This window comes from Nocardioides sp., assembly GCF_030655615.1.
GTDB lineage: Bacteria > Actinomycetota > Actinomycetes > Propionibacteriales > Nocardioidaceae > Nocardioides.
On sequence record NZ_JAURVJ010000030.1, the window covers coordinates 1 to 16,229 of the forward strand.

The 16,229-nt window shown below is 72.9% G+C and carries 14 protein-coding genes and 2 tRNA genes; 2 read left to right on the plus strand and 14 right to left on the minus strand.

Features of this window, described 5'->3' with window-relative positions; translation table 11 throughout:
• Nucleotides 1-238: 238 nt before the first annotated feature.
• The 7 genes from Q7T52_RS02785 to Q7T52_RS02815 all read right to left on the minus strand — a co-directional run bounded on the left by Q7T52_RS02785 (nt 239) and on the right by Q7T52_RS02815 (nt 6,433).
• A complete protein-coding gene (locus Q7T52_RS02785) occupies nt 239-2,002 on the minus strand; it encodes a serine/threonine-protein kinase (RefSeq protein WP_304799224.1) in 1,764 nt (587 codons plus the stop codon).
• 132 nt (nt 2,003-2,134) lie between these two features.
• Nucleotides 2,135-3,547 carry a trigger factor gene (gene tig / locus Q7T52_RS02790; protein ID WP_304799225.1) on the minus strand — a complete coding sequence of 471 codons (1,413 nt, stop codon included), beginning with the start codon at nt 3,545-3,547 and terminating at the stop codon, nt 2,135-2,137.
• Nucleotides 3,548-3,616: 69 nt separating this feature from the next.
• Nucleotides 3,617-3,689: transfer RNA gene (locus tag Q7T52_RS02795), tRNA-Pro, on the minus strand.
• 45 nt (nt 3,690-3,734) lie between these two features.
• Nucleotides 3,735-3,808 (minus strand) — tRNA-Gly (locus Q7T52_RS02800).
• Nucleotides 3,809-3,918: 110 nt separating this feature from the next.
• Nucleotides 3,919-5,025 carry a PP2C family protein-serine/threonine phosphatase gene (locus Q7T52_RS02805; protein ID WP_304799226.1) on the minus strand — a complete coding sequence of 369 codons (1,107 nt, stop codon included), beginning with the start codon at nt 5,023-5,025 and terminating at the stop codon, nt 3,919-3,921.
• A gap of 37 nt (nt 5,026-5,062) precedes the next feature.
• Entirely contained in the window at nt 5,063-5,911 is an 849-nt protein-coding gene (locus Q7T52_RS02810) for an Fpg/Nei family DNA glycosylase (protein ID WP_304799227.1), read from the minus strand.
• 9 nt (nt 5,912-5,920) lie between these two features.
• Nucleotides 5,921-6,433 carry a ribose-5-phosphate isomerase gene (locus Q7T52_RS02815; RefSeq protein WP_304799228.1) on the minus strand — a complete coding sequence of 171 codons (513 nt, stop codon included), beginning with the start codon at nt 6,431-6,433 and terminating at the stop codon, nt 5,921-5,923.
• Between the two features lie 73 nt (nt 6,434-6,506).
• On the opposite strand from Q7T52_RS02815, the gene Q7T52_RS02820 reads away from it, so the two are divergent.
• The gene (locus Q7T52_RS02820; RefSeq protein WP_304799229.1) at nt 6,507-7,844 is read left to right on the plus strand and encodes a hypothetical protein; all 1,338 of its coding nucleotides are present in this window, start codon (nt 6,507-6,509) and stop codon (nt 7,842-7,844) included.
• A 613-nt stretch (nt 7,845-8,457) separates the two neighbouring features.
• On the opposite strand, the gene Q7T52_RS02825 is transcribed toward Q7T52_RS02820, so the two are convergent.
• Genes Q7T52_RS02825 through Q7T52_RS02835 form a run of 3 tightly spaced genes read right to left on the minus strand, consistent with a single transcriptional unit; the run spans nt 8,458 to nt 10,544 of the window.
• Nucleotides 8,458-9,336: an alpha/beta hydrolase gene (locus Q7T52_RS02825; RefSeq protein ID WP_304799230.1), complete on the minus strand. Its 879-nt coding sequence runs from the start codon at nt 9,334-9,336 to the stop codon at nt 8,458-8,460.
• Nucleotides 9,337-9,350: 14 nt separating this feature from the next.
• Nucleotides 9,351-9,920 (minus strand): hypothetical protein, encoded by a 570-nt coding sequence (locus tag Q7T52_RS02830; RefSeq protein ID WP_304799231.1) that lies wholly within the window; start codon nt 9,918-9,920, stop codon nt 9,351-9,353.
• Between the two features lie 9 nt (nt 9,921-9,929).
• The gene (locus Q7T52_RS02835; RefSeq protein ID WP_304799232.1) at nt 9,930-10,544 is read right to left on the minus strand and encodes a LysE family translocator; all 615 of its coding nucleotides are present in this window, start codon (nt 10,542-10,544) and stop codon (nt 9,930-9,932) included.
• Between the two features lie 17 nt (nt 10,545-10,561).
• Here Q7T52_RS02835 and Q7T52_RS02840 point away from each other — a divergent pair, with 17 nt between their 5' ends.
• Nucleotides 10,562-10,864, plus strand: a complete 303-nt coding sequence (locus Q7T52_RS02840) for a putative quinol monooxygenase (protein ID WP_304799233.1) — start codon at nt 10,562-10,564, stop codon at nt 10,862-10,864.
• A gap of 117 nt (nt 10,865-10,981) precedes the next feature.
• Here Q7T52_RS02840 and metG read toward each other — a convergent pair whose 3' ends face one another.
• The 4 genes from metG to Q7T52_RS02860 all read right to left on the minus strand — a co-directional run.
• A complete protein-coding gene (gene metG, locus Q7T52_RS02845; RefSeq protein ID WP_304799234.1) occupies nt 10,982-12,793 on the minus strand; it encodes a methionine--tRNA ligase in 1,812 nt (603 codons plus the stop codon).
• A gap of 10 nt (nt 12,794-12,803) precedes the next feature.
• Nucleotides 12,804-13,673, minus strand: a complete 870-nt coding sequence (locus Q7T52_RS02850; RefSeq protein ID WP_304799235.1) for an MOSC domain-containing protein — start codon at nt 13,671-13,673, stop codon at nt 12,804-12,806.
• 9 nt (nt 13,674-13,682) lie between these two features.
• Complete coding sequence (locus tag Q7T52_RS02855) at nt 13,683-15,074, minus strand: CHAP domain-containing protein (RefSeq protein WP_304799236.1); 1,392 nt, start codon at nt 15,072-15,074, stop codon at nt 13,683-13,685.
• Nucleotides 15,075-15,146: 72 nt separating this feature from the next.
• The coding region (locus Q7T52_RS02860; RefSeq protein WP_304799237.1) for an N-acetylmuramoyl-L-alanine amidase at nt 15,147-16,229 on the minus strand (1,083 nt) is incomplete at its 5' end.

The window sequence follows — 16,229 nt, forward strand, 5'->3', positions numbered from 1 at the left end:
ACCGGGAGAAACGTCCGGTCAGCGTGACCAGTGGTGCCGGTGAGGGCTGTCCGCGCCGGACGAGGGCGCGGCGGAGCCCGCCCTTGTCTGCGCCCTGAAGCATCCCGGGAGAGGCTCGCTGTCAAGGACGCCGAAGGCGCCGCGAAGCGGGCGCGCAGCGATCCTTGACAGGGAGGCCCGGGATGCTAAGCGCGCGGACAGCCCGACCCTGGAAATCCCCAGGTCGAGCGAGACCCCCTCAGCCCGTCGGCATCTCCAACCCGAACGGCGTCACGTCACGACACCGGGCGGTCTTGTCGCTGATGCCGTAGGCCCCGGTCGCGGTCTTGACGATCACGTAGAAGCACGCGCGCCCCTGGGGCAGCGGGGTGTTGAGCTCGAAGGTCTCCTCGGGCTGGCCGGTGCCCTGCGGCGAGTAGGCGATCTGGAAGCCCTGGGGCACGTCGCGGGTGGTGGCGTAGAGGTAGAACTGCCCCTCGCCGTCGGTGGGGTCGGTCCACGAGGCGGTGAGGTTGCGACTGTCGAGGCGGATGTCCTGCAGAACGACGCGCAGCTTGGGGTCGGGGCGGCCGGTGACGGTGTCGGTCGGGAGGTCGGGCACGGTCCCCTGCCCGGTGATCGGCTCGGCCGTCCCCGGAGCGGCCGGCTCGTCGTCGTCGCGCAGCACGGCGCCGAGGATGCCGAGGGTCAGGCCGATGACCAGCGCGCCCGCACCGAGCAGCAGCGGCAGGCGCCGTCGGCGGGGGGCGTCCTCCTCGTCGGCGACCTCAGGGGTGCCGCGACCGCCGGGCACCTCGCCGGTGGCGTCGGGCAGCCCGGTGCCGGTCGGAGCGGCGTCGACGGTCGGCACGGCGGGGGACACCGCCGAGAGCGCGACCGGTACGGGCTCGTCGGCGCGCGGGCCGCCCGGGCTGTGGCTGAGCGGGCTCGGGCTGATCGGGCTGGGACTGATCGGGGCGACGTACGTCTGGGTGGGCGTCGGCGCAGGCGTCGGCTCGGCCACCGGGGAGACCGGGGACGGCGGGTCGGCCACCGGCGCCTTGGCCAGCGTCGGCGGGGCGGGGGCGGCCGGGCTCGTCGAGCCGGTGCCCGGCTCCCAGGCCGAGGCTCGCAGGCCGTGCAGGGCGTCGCGCAGCTCGGCGGCAGAGCTCCAGCGCCCGGCGACGTCCTTGCTGAGGCAGCGGGCGATGACGGGGGCGAGCCGCTCGGCACCGGGCACGTCGAGGGGGCGGTGCGGCTCGGTGCGCGCGCGGCGCAGGTAGGCCAGGGCCGAGTCCTCGTCGGGGTCGTCGCTGGCGAACGGCGGGCGGCCGTCGAGCAGCGTGAACAGCGTCGAGCCCAGCGACCACACGTCGTCGGCGGGCGTCGGCGCGTGGCCGTCGAGGATCTGGGGGGCCGCGTGGCGGTAGGTGAAGGTCTCGGCCGACGACGTGTGCTCGGAGTCGACGAGCCGGGCGATCCCGAAGTCGGCGAGCACCCACGAGGTCGGCAGGACCAGCACGTTCTGCGGCTTGACGTCGCGGTGGAGCACGCCCCGCTCGTGGGCGAAGGACAGCGCGTCGGCCAGCACCTCGCCGATCCGGCCGACCTCCTCGGCCGGCAGCGGGCCGTAGGCCTTGAGCCGGTCGTGGAGGGTGCCGCCCTCGAAGAAGTCCATGACGACGGCGGGCCTGCCCGAGGCGGTGGTGCCGGTCGCGAGGACGGTGACGATGTTGGGGTGCTGGCGCCCCAGCTGCACGGTGATCTCGATCTCGCGCGCGAACCGCGCCGACCGGGCGGGGTCGTTGGCCGTGTCGAGGCTCAGCACCTTGATCGCGACCTCGCGGCCCAGTGCCAGCTCGCGGGCCCGGTAGACGACCGAGTCGCCACCCCGGCCGATCTCGACCAGGTCGGTGTAGCCGTCGAGCTGCTCGGACGGCGCCGCCGGCGGGGCGGGCGGCCGCCAGGCCGCGTCGGAGCCGTCCGACCCGCTCCCCGATCCTCCCGAGACCTCAGACGTCATGGACGCCAGCCTAGGAGAGGCCGCGTCGTCCCGTGCCCGATCACCCCTCGTGGGACGTCGCCCGTCCGAGATCGGCACCACCCCGCCGGCCGTCGTACGGCGAGCGGGGTGGTGTCGTGGGTCAGCGGGAGGTCACGCCTCGTCGTCGGCCTTCTCGACCTCGGGGGTCTCCTCGGTCTCGTCGCCGGACTCCTCGCCGGACTCGTCGGCCGGGTCGCCGATGCTGCCGTCGGGCTGCAGGTTCTTGAGCTCGACGTGGTTGCCCGAGGCGTCGGTGACGACGGCGGCCTCGACGACCACGGCCAGCGCCTTGCCGCGCAGGATCTCCTGCACGAGGTCGGGGATGTGGTTGTGCTCGAACATGTGGTTGGCGAACTCCTGCGGGTCCTGGCCGGACTGCTGGGCGCGCCGCACGAGGTGCTGGGAGAGCTCGGCCTGGTCGATGCCGAACTCCTCCTTCTTGGCGATCTCGTCGAGGAGGAACTGCGCGGCGACGGCGTCGCGGACGCGGCGGTCGAGGTCGGCCTCGAACTCCTCGACGGTCTGGCCCTCGTCCTCGAGGTACTTGTCCATCGTGATGCCGGCCATGCCGAGCTGCTGCTCGACGCTCTGGCGGCGGGCGTTGAGCTCGTCGGTGACCATGCTCTCGGGCAGCGGGATCTCGACCTTCTCGAGCAGCGACTCGAGGACGGCGTCACGGGCCTCGGCGGCCTGCTCGAGGCGCTTGCCGCGGCCGAGGCGCTCGCGCACGTCGGTGGTGAGCTCCTCGACGGTGTCGAACTCGGAGGCCATCTGGGCGAACTCGTCGTCGATGTCGGGCAGCTCCTGCTCCTGCACCTGGGTCACCTTGACGCTGACCTCGACCTTCTCGCCGACCAGGTCGCCACCGACCAGCTCGGTCTCGAAGACCTTGTCCTCGCCGGCCGACAGGCCCACGAGGGCCTCGTCGAGACCGTCGATCATGCCGCCGCGGCCGACCTTGTAGGACATGCCGCTGACCTCGGCGCCGTCGACGACCTCGCCGTCCTTGGTGGCCCGCAGGTCGAGGACGACGAAGTCGTCGTCCTGGGCCGCGCGCTCGACGTCGTTGAGGGTCGCGAACCGCTCGCGCAGCGCCTCGACCTGCTCGTCGACGTCGGCGTCGGTGACCTCGGCGTCGGCGACCTCGGCGGTCACGCCGGAGTAGTCGGGGACCTCGATCGTCGGCTTGACGTCGACCTCGGCGGTGAAGCCGAAGCCCTCGTCGTCACCGATCTCGAGGCCCTCGATCTCGGGCTGGGCCAGCGGGGTCAGGTCGTTGGCCTCGAGCGCCTCGACGTACTTCTTCGGAAGCGTCTCGTTGATGGCCTGCTCGAGGACCGCACCGCGGCCGACCTGACGGTCGATCACCATGGGCGGCACCTTGCCGCGGCGGAAGCCGGGCACGTTGAGCTGCTTGGCGATCTGCTGGTAGGCAGCGTCCAGGCTCGGCTTGAGCTCCTCGAAAGGCACCTCGACGGTGAGCTTGACCCGGGTCGGGCTCAAGGTCTCGACGGCGCTCTTCACAGGTGGTCTCCTTCAGGCTGGTTGTGGCTCGGGTCGATCCGGTCGGATCGTGGTGGGTCTGGTGTGCTGTCGGGGCGACAGGACTCGAACCTGCGATCTCCTGCTCCCAAAGCAGGCGCGCTAGCCACTACGCTACGCCCCGCCAAACAGGCCGTCCGGGCGTCGGGGTGACGCTCGAGGACCCGCTTGGAGCGGATGACGGGAATCGAACCCGCGTAGTCAGTTTGGAAGACTGAAGCTCTACCATTGAGCTACATCCGCGCGCCACGGGACCTGCGTCCCGGTGGACCTGAGGATTCTTCCACAGGGGCGGGTACGCCGACCAAACGGCATTCCGCCCCGGTGCCGCTCACGTGTGGCTCACCTGTGGCTCAGGTGCGGTGGACGACCAGCACGGCGCGGTCGTCGTCCTTCGACCCGACCTGCTGGGCAAGCCGCTCGGCGGCCCCGGCGAAGCTGCCCCGCAGGAGCGACTCGGCCTCGCCCAGCAGCCGGTCGATGCCGAGATCGATGTCGCGGCGCGGCTCCTCGACCATCCCGTCGGTGTAGAGCAGCACGGCGTCGCCGGCGCCGAGGCGTCCGCGCTCGACGCCGAACTCGGCCCCCTCGATGAGGCCGAGGACCGGGCCGTCGGAGCGCAGGACCGACCAGCGGCCAGGACCGGCGAGGCGGTGGGCCGCCGGCGGGTGGCCGGCGGTGCGGACCTCGAAGTCGCCGGTCGTGAGGTCGAGCCACAGGTGGATGGCGGTGGCGAAGCCCTCGTCCCAGTCCTGGCGCAGGAGGTAGTCGTTGGCGGCCGGGAGGAAGCCGTCGGGCGGCATCGCACCGAGCAGGCCGCCGAAGGCGCCGGACAGGAGGAGCGCGCGGGTGCCGGCCTCCTCGCCCTTGCCCGAGACGTCGACCACGACGATCTGGACGCTGCGCGCGTCGGGGGCCTTGGCCGCGACGATGAAGTCGCCCGCGAACGCCGTGCCCCCAGCGGAGTGCAGGGCGGACTCGACGGCCCAGCCGGTGGGCAGCCCCGGCAGGTGGCCCTGGTCGAGGATGCGGTCGCGCAGATCGACGAACATCGTCTCGCCACGCAGCCCCGCGACGCCGAGCCGGGTCCGGCGGAAGCTCGTCACCAGCACGACGAGGGCAATCAAGAACTGCACCGCCGCGGCCCCGATGATGCGGGTGGTGATCGGGTCCTGCTGGCTGACGCAGTAGGTGAGCAGCGACATGTCGAAGATCACGAACCACGGCAGGGTCCGCGGTCCGAGCAGGATGCTGCCGAGGACCACCGGGAGCATCAGGCTGGTGAACGGCGTCTGCTCCGGGAAGTAGGAGACCGACACCGACACGGCGATGGAGAACAGCGCGAGCCCGAGGGCCATCCGGTTCTCGATCGAGTCACCGCGGCGGCGCAGGCGCGACCAGGCTCGGCGCAGGCCGACCGTCCGCGCAGGCCGGGACGCCGGCGAGGTGGCGGCGGTCATCAGGAGCTGCTCTCTGGGCAGGGGATCTCGTCGCGGGTCAGCCTAGGGCTCGCGAGCGGAACGCGGGCTGACATCGCGAACACCAGAAGAGGTTGCGTCCCTCGAGCACGGCGGTGACGACCTTGCGGCCGCAGACCAGGCACGGCTGACCCGTGCGGCGATAGACGTAGACCTCCCCGCCGTGGTCGTCCTTGCGCGGTTCGCGACCCATCGCCTCGGGCGTGTGCTCGGGCCGGACCGTGTCGATGCGGCCGGTCAGCACCCCCTCGGCCATCAGCGCGACGAGGTCGTCCCAGATGGCCTGCCACTGCCCGGAGCGCAGGGTGTTGCCGGGGCGCAGCGGGTGCAGCCTGTGCCGGAAGAGCACCTCGGCGCGATAGACGTTGCCGACCCCGGCGAGCACGCCCTGGTCCATGAGGAGGGCGCCGATCGGCTTGCGGCTGCGGCGGATCCGCTCCCACGCACGCGTCGGGTCGGCGTCGGGGCGCAGTGGGTCGGGACCGGACCTGGCGACCACCTTGGCGCGCTGCTCGGGCGTCACCAGGGCGCAGATGATGGCGCCGCGGAGGTCGGCGTACGCCGCGTGGGTGCCCAGGTCGGCGGCGAGGCGCAGCCGGACCTGGCCGACCGGCGGCGGCACCGCGTCGACGGCGGCGTGCACGGCGAAGGTGCCGATGAGACCGAGGTGGACGTGGACGAAGCGGTCGTCGTCGAAGCGGGCGAACAGGTGCTTGCCCCACGCCTCGGCCTCGGCCAGGACGGCGCCGTCGAGGAGCGCGGCCTCCTCGGCGAAGCGGCCCTGCGGGCTGCTCACCGAGACCGTGCGGCCACCGAAGGCGACCGTCAGGTCGCGGGCGAGGCGGTGGAGGGTGTGGCCCTCAGGCATCGGAGCCCCTCAGAGGTCGGGGTTGCCGGGGACGCGCGCCGACTCGGGCAGGGGCGGGAGGCCACCGCCGGTCTCGTAGGTCGCGAGCTGGGCGATCCGGCGTACGTGCCGCTCGTCGCCGCTGAACGGCGTCGCCAGGAACACCTCGACGAAGCGGGTCATCTCGTCGAGGGTGTGCAGCCGCCCGCCGACCGACACGACGTTGGCGTCGTTGTGCTGGCGGGCCAGCGTCGCGGTCTCCTCGGACCACGCCAGCGCCGAGCGCACGCCAACCACCTTGTTGGCGGCGATCTGCTCGCCGTTGCCGGAGCCCCCGATGACCACGCCGAGGCTGTCGAGCCCGTCGGTCTGGTCACGGACCACGGCTTCCGCGGCGCGCAGGCAGAACACCGGGTAGTCGTCGACCGGGTCGTGGACGAAGGGCCCGTGGTCGACGGGCTCGTAGCCGTGGGCGGTCAGCCAGCCGGCCAGGTGGTCCTTGAGCTCGAGGCCCGCGTGGTCGCTGCCGAGGTGGACGCGCATGTCGGCGAGTCTGGCAGAACGGGCGCCGACGTTCGGGTCCGGGCGGGCGAGGGCCCACCTACCCTGGGTGACCGTGCGTCGCCTCTCGGGTCATCGACCGCTGCTCCCCCTCGTCTCGGTCGTGGCGGGGGCGGCCCTGGTCGTGTCTGGCTGCAGCGGCGGCTCCGGGGTCAGGCCCGGCGTGCCCGACGGCGGTGGGGCGCGCGGTGAGGCGAGCGCGACCGGGTCGAGCACACGGGCAGCCGACCCCGACGAGATCACCAGTGACGACTTCGCGGCGGTCCAGGACCTGCTCGACGTACGCGCCCAGGCGCTGCGCCGCGGCAACCGCAAGGCCTTCCTCGCGACACTCGACCCGGGCAACGCCAGGCTCCGGCGGTCGCAGGAGGTCTTCTTCGACAACCTCCAGGACCTGCCGGTCGACAAGCTCTACTACGGCCTGACCGAGAGCGGCCTCCGCCCCGGCGAGGTCCGCGGCGACGACCCGGTGCTCCGGCCCGAGGTCTTCGAGCACGTCGAGCTCAGCGGGGTCGACGAGCTGCCGGTCTCCAACCAGGTCTCGATCACGTTCGTCGAGCGCGGGGGCCGCTGGCTGGTCGGCGCGGAGAACCTCGACGAGACCTTCGAGGCGCAGTCGCGGCCCTGGTACGGCGCCCGGATCGAGGTCGCGGGCGACCCCGACCTGCTGGTGCTCACCGACCGCGACGCCGCCGTGGGCGCCGACGCGCTGCTCGACTCGACGCGCTCCGCCCTCGCCGACGCCGCCGACGTGCTCGACGAGCCCGACGACCGGCCGCTGCTGGTCGACGCCACGACCAACGGCCTCGCCACCCAGCTCAGCAACTCCTCCGGCGAGGACGCCGGCGCCGTCTCCTTCAGCGTCTTCGCCACCGACCCGACCGGCCAGGAGGTCACCGGGCTGGCCGGCGCGGTCATCAAGGCCAACCCCGACTTCGTGCAGCAGCTCGTCGAGGACTCCCGCACCCTGCGCCACGAGCTCACCCACTTCCTCCTCGACGGCTACGGCGGCACCAACCCGCAGTGGGTGACCGAGGGCATCGCCGAGTACGTCGGCTACTACCCCGGCCTGCTCTCAAGCTCGACGCTCACCGACGACCGGCTGCTGCGCCAGATCCGGCAGCGCGAGGTCGAGCTGACGCCGGCCGGGCTCTGGGGCAACGACCCGAGCCTCGACTACCTCACCGCCGAGGCGTTCGCCGAGCACCTGATCCAGACCTACGGCCTCGACAAGTACCGCGAGATGATGGACGTCTTCAAGCGCCGGGGCCGGACCTCGGCGATCCGCTACGGCGAGGGGATCGTCGAGAAGGTGCTGCGTCAGGTCTACGGGGTCTCTTCCGACTCCGTCGCCAGGGGTGGGTTCGGGTTGCTCGAGGGTCTGGCTGACTGACGGTCGGTTGGTGCAGCTTGGTCTTGCTCGCCTTGGGCCATTCGTGGTCGGGCTGTCCACGCGCCTAGGGCGCAGACAAGGGCGGGCTCCGCCGCGCCCTCGTCCATGCGCGGACAGCCCTCACCCGCACCACTGTCACGCTTGCCCGGCGTTTCTCCCGGTTCTCGTACGAAGTTTTGGTCCAGAAGCGGGAGTTTCGTTGCAGAACCTCACCTCGCGGGCCCCCGACCCAGGCCTGCGGTGCGTCAGCCACCGAACCGTGCCCTCGGACCGCCCCGAACGGTGGCTCACTCACCGCCCACCTGCGTCGACCCGACCCGGCGGTGAGCACGCCACCGTTTGGGACCTTCGGACCGCTCGGAACGGTGGCTCAGGCACCGCCGGGTCGGGTGGCCGCGCAGGCGACGGCGAGCCGAGCTTGCGAGGCCTCTCCGTCGCACGCCGAGAAGCAGACCGCGAGAGGCTCGGGGTCAAGGCCGCCGCAGGCGTCCTTGACGCCGAGACGCGGTCTGCTACGCGCGCGGCCACCCGACCCGGACACAGCATGACCCGACGAAAGCAAAGGACTTCGAGGCTCGCTGCGCTCGCACCTCAGCCAACGGCGACTCACACCTCAGTGCGACCGGAGGAACGCCGCGACCGACACCATCAACGGCTCGGCCGCGGCATAGGCCCGGTCGTGGCGCCAGAAGCCGTGCGGCTGCCCGAGCCAGCGGGTCGCCACGACCTCGACGCCGGCCTCGGCGACGAGGGACGCGAGCCGCTCGCCCTCGTCGCGGGCGGGGTCGTGCTCGGCGGTGGCGACGTAGGTCGGGGGGAGGGTGCCGAGCCGGTCGGAGGCCAAGGGGGCCAGGTCGGGGTCGGTGAGGTCGGGGTGGTCGCCGGCGTACTGGCGCCAGTACCAGGCGACGTCGGCGGCACCGAGGCCCGAGGACTCCGTGCGGTGCGACGCGGCTGACGCAGCCGGGTCCAGGAACGGGTAGACGAGGGCCAGCGCGGCGAACCGGCCGGGGTGGCGCAGGGCGGTGACGAGAGCGAGCTGGGCCCCGGCGCTGTCGCCGTGGGCGTACGCCGGCCCGGCGAGGTCGGTGGGTGCCTCGGAGCCGAGCCAGCCGACGACAGCGTCGAGGTCGCGGACCGGGGCCGGGTAGGGGTGCTCGGGAGCGAGGCGGTAGTCCACGCTGAGGACGGCGACTCCGACCCGGTTGGCCAGTCGGCGGGCCGGGGCGTCGTGCACCTCGACGTCGTGGAAGACGAAGCCGCCGCCGTGGACGTGCACCACGACCCCGGGTGCGGCGTCGGCCGGACGGAAGAGACGGCACGGCACGCCGCCGGCCTCGACGTCGACCACGTCGGCGACGTCCTCGCGGGGCAGGGTCGCGGCGAGCGCGCGAGCGGCGGCGCGAGCCGCCGGGACGTCGTACCCCGCGGTGTGGACGGGGGTGTCCCCCGCCGCGGCCTCGACCGCGGCGCGAGCGTCGGGAAAGAGCACTGCTCTCGCCAGCCTCAGCGCTGCATGAGCGCGTCGAGCCCGACCGCCACGGCCGCAGCGACCCGGAAGTCGACGGCCCGCTCGGGCACGGTGACGGTGTACTTGTCGCGCACGCTGGACTGCCGCTCGACCTGGAGGATCGTGCCGCCGCCGGGTCCGGTGAAGTCGAAGTGGATCGGCAGGAACGGGATGTCCATGAACCGACGCACGACCGCGACGGCCTGGCTGCGCTCCTGTCCGACACCCTGGTAGCCGGGGCCCTCCAGGTGGAAGGTCGAGCGGAGGAGGCTCTTGCCGAAGTCCTTGCGGAAGAAGCCGAGGGTCTGCCGGTTCTCGTCGAAGACGTCGTAGCCGGCGTTGAGGTCGATCTTCTTGCGGGCCTTGAAGCTGAACACCGCACGCGACTGGGACTCGTCGCTGTAGAAGGTCACCTCCTCCTTGAACGCCAGCCGCTTCTGCTGGGCCACGGCCATCAGGTCGCCGAAGGACCCGTCCGGGTTGGCGGCCCAGACCTCGTAGCGGTTGGTCGTCATCGCGAACTTCTGCTTGACGAAGAAGGCGGGCAGGTACATCTCACCGGTCATGGGCGGAACCTAACGGCTCTCGAACGCGAGCCTCGCACCAAGCGCCGCGAACGTCGCGGCGAAGGCCTTGCGGATCCGGGCGACCAGCCGCGGACGGGCCAGCACCTTGTCGCGCACGGCGGCCGCGCCGACGCCGTACGCCGCGAACACGACGAACGTCATGGCCATGAAGACCGCGCTGAGCAGCAGCATCCGCGGCAGGGCGCCGGGCGAGCCGGCCGGCACGAACTGGGGCAGGAACGCGAAGAAGAAGATGGTCACCTTGGGGTTGAGCAGGTTGAGGGTCACGCCCTCGGCCAGCACCTTGCGCCGGCTCACCGCGGGCCGCTCGCCCTCGTCGACCGTCAGCGCGTCGGTGTCGCGCCACGTCGACCAGGCCATCCAGAGCAGGTAGGCCACGCCGGCGTACTTGATGACGGCGAAGGCGACGCCGCTGGCGTGGAGGACGGCCGCGAGCCCGGTGATCGCCGCGACGAGGTGCGGCACGGTGCCGACGGTGCAGGCGAACGCCGCCAGCACGCTCGCGCGGGCGCCACGCGTCAGGCCAGCGGCCAGCGTGTAGAGCGCGCCGGTGCCGGGCGTGGCGACGATGACCAGGCTGGTGAGCAGGAACGTGAGGCTCATGCGCGCACCGTACGCCGATGAGTCGGCCGGCCGCGACCGGTCTGAGCAGCATGATCATCGTCGCCGGACACCTGACCGTGGACCCCGCCGGGCGGGCCGCCTACCTCGCCGACTGCGAGCAGGTGGTGCGGCTGGCCCGGGAGGCGGCGGGCTGCCTCGACTTCGCGCTCTCGGCCGACCTGCTCGACGAGGGCAGGATCAACGTCTACGAGCGCTGGGACTCGCGCCCCGAGCTCGAGACCTTCCGCGGCTCCGGCCCGTCCGACGACCAGCAGGACGCGATCCTCGGCGCCTCGGTCGAGGAGTACGACGTCAGCTGACCGGACGCGCGTTGCCTCTGCTCGCAGAACTACTGAGGAAAGTCCGTCCGTGGCAACATCGCCAGGCGCGGGTGCACGGACTCGACGCGACTTTCCTCAGTAGCTGTGCGTGGTCGCTCACTCGCCCGCCAGACGGGCCAGCTCCTCGTCGACGACGGCGACGTCGAGCTTGGTGAAGATCGGCGTCGGCTTCTCGACCGGGGTGCCGGGCACGATCGGCCGGCGCTCCCAGGCGGGCACGCCGGTGTAGTCGCCGGTGATGATCGGGTAGCCGGCGCCGCCGTCGAGGTCGTCGACCTCGTCGATGCGCGGCATCGGGGCGATGTCGCCGGGCCCGCCGAACGTCGCGTCGACCGCGTTGGCCGAGAACGGCAGGAACGGCGACAGCACCAGGTTGAGGTCGGCGACGCACTGGGCGACGACGTGCAGGACGGTGCCGAGGCGCTCGCGCTGTTCGTCGCCCTTGAGCTTCCAGGGCTCGGAGTCGGAGACGTACTTGTTGACCTCGGCGACGGCACGCATCGCCTCGCCGATGGCCTGCTTCTGCCGGTGCCGCGCGATCAGGTCGCCGACGACGCCGAACGCCTGCGCCGTCACGGCCAGCACGCGCTCGTCGTCCTCGGTGAGCAGGCCTGCGGGCGGGATCTCGCCGAAGTTCTTGGCGATCAGCGTGGCCGTGCGGTTGACCAGGTTGCCCCAGCCGGCGACGAGCTCGTCGTTGGTGCGCCGGACGAACTCGGCCCAGGTGAAGTCGCTGTCCTGGTTCTCGGGTCCGGCCGCGGCCACGAAGTAGCGGAACGCGTCGGGCTGGTAGCGACTGAGCAGGTCGCGGACGTAGATGACGATCTTCTTCGACGACGAGAACTTCTTGCCCTCCATCGTCAGGAACTCCGAGCTCACCACCTCGGTGGGCAGGTTGAGGACGCCGAGCTCCTGCGGCTTGCCGCCCTTCGCGCCGAGGCCGGAGTAGGCCAGCAGCTCGGCCGGCCAGATCTGGCTGTGGAAGGTGATGTTGTCCTTGCCCATGAAGTAGTAGGACGCCTGGTCGGTCCCTGAGCCTGTCGACGGGTTCCACCACTGGCGCCAGGCGTCGTCGTCGCCCGAGCGGCGCGCCCACTCGACCGACGCCGAGAGGTAGCCGACGACCGCGTCGAACCAGACGTAGAGCTTCTTGGTCGGGTCGTCGCGCCACCCGTCGAGCGGGACGGCGATGCCCCAGTCGATGTCGCGGGTCATCGCGCGCGGGCGGATCTCCTTGAGGATGTTCTGGCTGAAGCGGATGACGTTGGGGCGCCACAGGCCGGTGGCCTCGCGGTCGTCGAGCCACACCTTGAGCGCGTCGGCCAGGGCCGGCAGGTCGAGGAAGAGGTGCTGGGTCTCGACGAACTCCGGCGTCTCGCCGTTGATCTTCGACACCGGGTCGATCAGGTCAGCCGGGTCGAGCTGGTTGCCGCAGGTGTCGCACTGGTCGCCGCGCGCGCCCGGGGTGCCGCAGATGGGGCAGGTGCCCTCGATGTAGCGGTCGGGCAGGGTCCGCCCGGTCGACGGGGAGATCGCGCCCTTGGTCGTCTGCTCGACGAAGTAGCCGTTGTCCCAGACCCCACGGAAGAGCTCCTGCACGACCGCGTGGTGGTTGCGCGTCGTCGTACGGGTGTAGAGGTCGTAGGTGCAGCCGAGCGCGACGAGGTCCTCGGCGATGATGCGGTGGTTGGTGTCGGCGAGCTGCTGCGGGGTGACGCCGGCCTCGTCGGCGGCGATCAGGATCGGGGTGCCGTGCTCGTCGGATCCCGAGACCATCAGCACGTCGTGTCCGGCCATCCGGGAGTAGCGGCTGAAGACGTCGGAGGGCACGCCGAACCCGGCCACGTGGCCGATGTGGCGCGGGCCGTTGGCGTAGGGCCAGGCGACGGCTGACAGGACATGGGTCATGCCCTCAACCCTAGTGAGCGGTCGCCACCGGTTTCCGGAGCGGTCCCTCGCCCGGCTCGACCGCCTCGAGCACCTCGACCTCGTCGCCGACGCGGATGGTCGCCCCGGGGGTGTCGGGCACCAGGTTGACGCCGAACCAGGTCTTGCCGTCCCAGCGACGCAGCCGTGCCAGCGAGGCCACCGGCTCCTTCTCGCGGACGGCGGTGTCGGGGTCGATCGTGGTCAGCACGCAGCGCGCGCACCCCTTGACCGCGCGGAAGATGGCCTCGCCGATGCGGAGCACGCGCCAGTCGTCCTCGGCCCACGGCGCCACGCCGCGGACCACGACGTTGGGCCGGAACCGCGCCATCGGCAGCGGCTCCCGCCCGGTCGGCGCGGCCGCCAGGACCTCGTCGTTGAGCGCCGCGAGCGACTCCTCGGTCGCCAGCAGGAGCGGGTAGCCGTCGGCCAGCGACACCCGGTCGCCGGTCCTGCCGTAGCCGGGGCTCGTCGGACGCCGCTGCGGGTCGTCGAGGAGCACCAGGCGTACGTCGACCCCGAGCTCCCGGCTGAGCCACGCGTCGGCGGCGGGCCCGGCCGGCGCCGCCGTGAACGACGACGAGAAGACCGACACCGGCACCTGCTCGGTGGGGTCGGGAGCCTCGACGTCGAGCACCTGCCCGCCGGGCGCGGTGATGCGCAGCCCGGTCGTGGTGATCTCGGGCCGCACCAGCACGAGGCGGTTGACCTCGCGCGCCGTGACCGTCGTCCCGGAGGCGTCGACGAGCATCCAGCGCCGGTCGCCGGCGAGGCCCTGGGCCTCGACCTCGGCGGTCTCGAGCGACTCGCCGCGGAACGACTTCACGGGGTAGCGGTGGATCGCGGTGAGGGTCGCCGGCACCCCGTCAGCCTAGGGCGTCGGGACGGTTGCGGTCGTCGGCACAGCCCCGGCGACCAGTCCGGCGACGGCACCGGTGACCCGGCCGGTGTAGCCCCGCCGGGTGATGCCGACGACCACGGCGACGACGTGCCCGGCGTCCTCGGGCCGCACGACGTAGGTGACGCCGCGCGCGTCGGGCATCGCCTCCCCGTCGCGGAACCACACGTAGGCGAGGCGGGCGTCGGCCGGCGTGTAGCGGCCGGCCACCGCGCGCAGCTCCTGGCCGACCTCGGGGCGGCCGGCGACGCGAAAGGCGGTGCGGACCTCGATCCGGCCGGCTCGCACCCGCCCGACGGGCACGGTGGACCGGCGGGTCTCGTAGCCCGGGCGACTGGCCGTGACCTGGGCCGAGAGCCGGCGACCGACGGCGTCGGGAGCGAGCCGGACCCGGGTCCCGTGGGCGCCGCGCACGCGCCGCCCGTCGAGGAGCCACCGCACGTGGGTGCGACCGGCGCGGGGTGTCGTACGTGGTAGGCGGAGGCGCACGACCTCGCCGACCCGGGCGGCGCCCGTCGTGCGCGCCTTCTGTCGGAGGCGGAGGACGCCGCGGCCGACCGGGGCCGTCGACCCCGTGGTGACGACGACCGGTGCGAAGCCGCTGCTGCGGGCGGTGACCCGGACCCGCAGCCGGGCGCGGACGTGGTGCGGGCCGGGGGTGAAGGTTGCCCGCCTGGCGCCGCGGATGGCGCGGCCGCCGGCGAGCCACTGGTAGTCGACGTCGACCGCGCGGTCCCACCGGCCCGGTGTCACGCGCAGTCGCTGGTCGACGCGGGCGCGGCCGACGACGCGGGGACGCGCTCGCACGTGCAGGCGCTCGTCGTTGAAGTGGATGAACCCGCTCGGCCAGCCGCCGGCGCCGCGGGTGAGGCGGGTCCAGCTGAAGTCGCCGCGGTAGACGTCCTGGGAGATGACGATGACGTCGGGCGAGACGACCTGCTCGACGTAGGCGACGTGGCCGAGCCGGCCGTGCCCGCCGGCGAACGAGTCCCACCAGGCGACGGCGCCGACCCGCGGCGTGCCGTCGGTGATGCCGGCCATCTCGTGGCCCCACCGGTGGGCGTCGCCCTCGCCGGTCCAGGGGCGGGCGTTGGCCATCCCGCTGCGGACCATCCGGTAGGCGGCGTACGCCGTGCAGTTGTGGCCGAGAGCCATGTGCCACCAGTAGGTCTGCGACTGGCCGGCGTAGCCGTGGTCGGAGTAGCCGCCCGCCGCGCAGCCGGAGTAGCCGGTGCAGATCCGGGCCTCCGCCGAGGCGGGGGCCGGCAGGGCGAGGCCGCTGCCGGCGAGGAGCGCGACGACGGCGAGGACGATCGCCAGCGTGGTCCGCGCCGGGGCAGGGCGGGAGGGACGTGTGGGGGGCACGCCGCTCCTGTACCCAGGTGGGCGGCGGAGGTACTGGTCCGATCGGTTGGATCGAGTGGTCAGACGGGCCAGTCAGTAGCGGCGGAGGAGGCGGGCCGCGCGGCGGCGTACGTCGGGCAGCCGCTCGTAGAGCCGGGCGCCGGGGCACGCCGTCTCGTTGGTGTCGCGGTGGCCGTCGATCGCGGGCAGCGTGACCTTGCGGCCGGCCGGGTAGCGGTCGGAGCCGTGCGACCACACGCGCACGCGGCCGGCGGGGTTGCGGTGGTGGCGGCCGAGCTTCCAGGCGGCGAGGCGCGCGATGGCGCCGATCACGCGACTGCTGGGGCGGGTGGTCTCGAAGCTGCCGATGACCGCGACACCGGTCGAGGTGCTGTTGAAGCCGAGGGTGTGCGCGCCCTGCACGGCCCGCTTGGCGCCGCCCGCGCGGCCGACCCAGGTGCGGCCGAACCGGTCGACGAGGAAGTTGTAACCGATGTCGGACCAGCCCAGGTTGGCCGTGTGGTAGCGGTAGATGCCGCGCAGCAGGCCCGGCACGTCGCCTGGCGCGTAGTCGTTGCTGTTGACCGTGTGGTGCACGTGGACCTGCTGGATCGTGCGGTTGTACGACGGCCGGCCGTTGCGCCAGGACCGGTCCGCGCCCCACGAGGCGCGGCTGCGCAGGCGCGGTTTAAGCCGGCCGGGGCGCGGCCGCTGGGCGGCGGGGGTCGTCAGGCGGGCCGCGGCGCGGTCGGTCGGCGTACCCGTGGGGTCGAGGAGGACCAGCGTGAGGCCGTCCGGGCGCGCCCCGGACACGTCGACGCGCACGGCGTCGGCCCGGCCGACCCACGCGAGGTCGGTGCCGATGGTGCCGGTGGTGCCGGTGGTGCCGGTGGTCTCGTCGGGTCCGTCGCGCAGCACCTCCAGCGCCCGCCAACCCGACCAGGCGCCGTCGGTGCGGGTCCGGACGCGGACGGTGCGCGGCGTACCGACCCAGGTGACGCCGACCATCGCGAACGGCTCGGCCTCGACGGTCTGCTCCAACGCGGTGAGGCGCACGTCGACGGACCGCAGGCCGGTGCCGGCCTCGGTCAGGCGGGCGGTGGTGTCGGGCTCGGGGCGGGCCTGCGAGGCGGCCGGCGAGGCGGCCGGGGCCGCGGGCGCGAGCAGACCCGCACC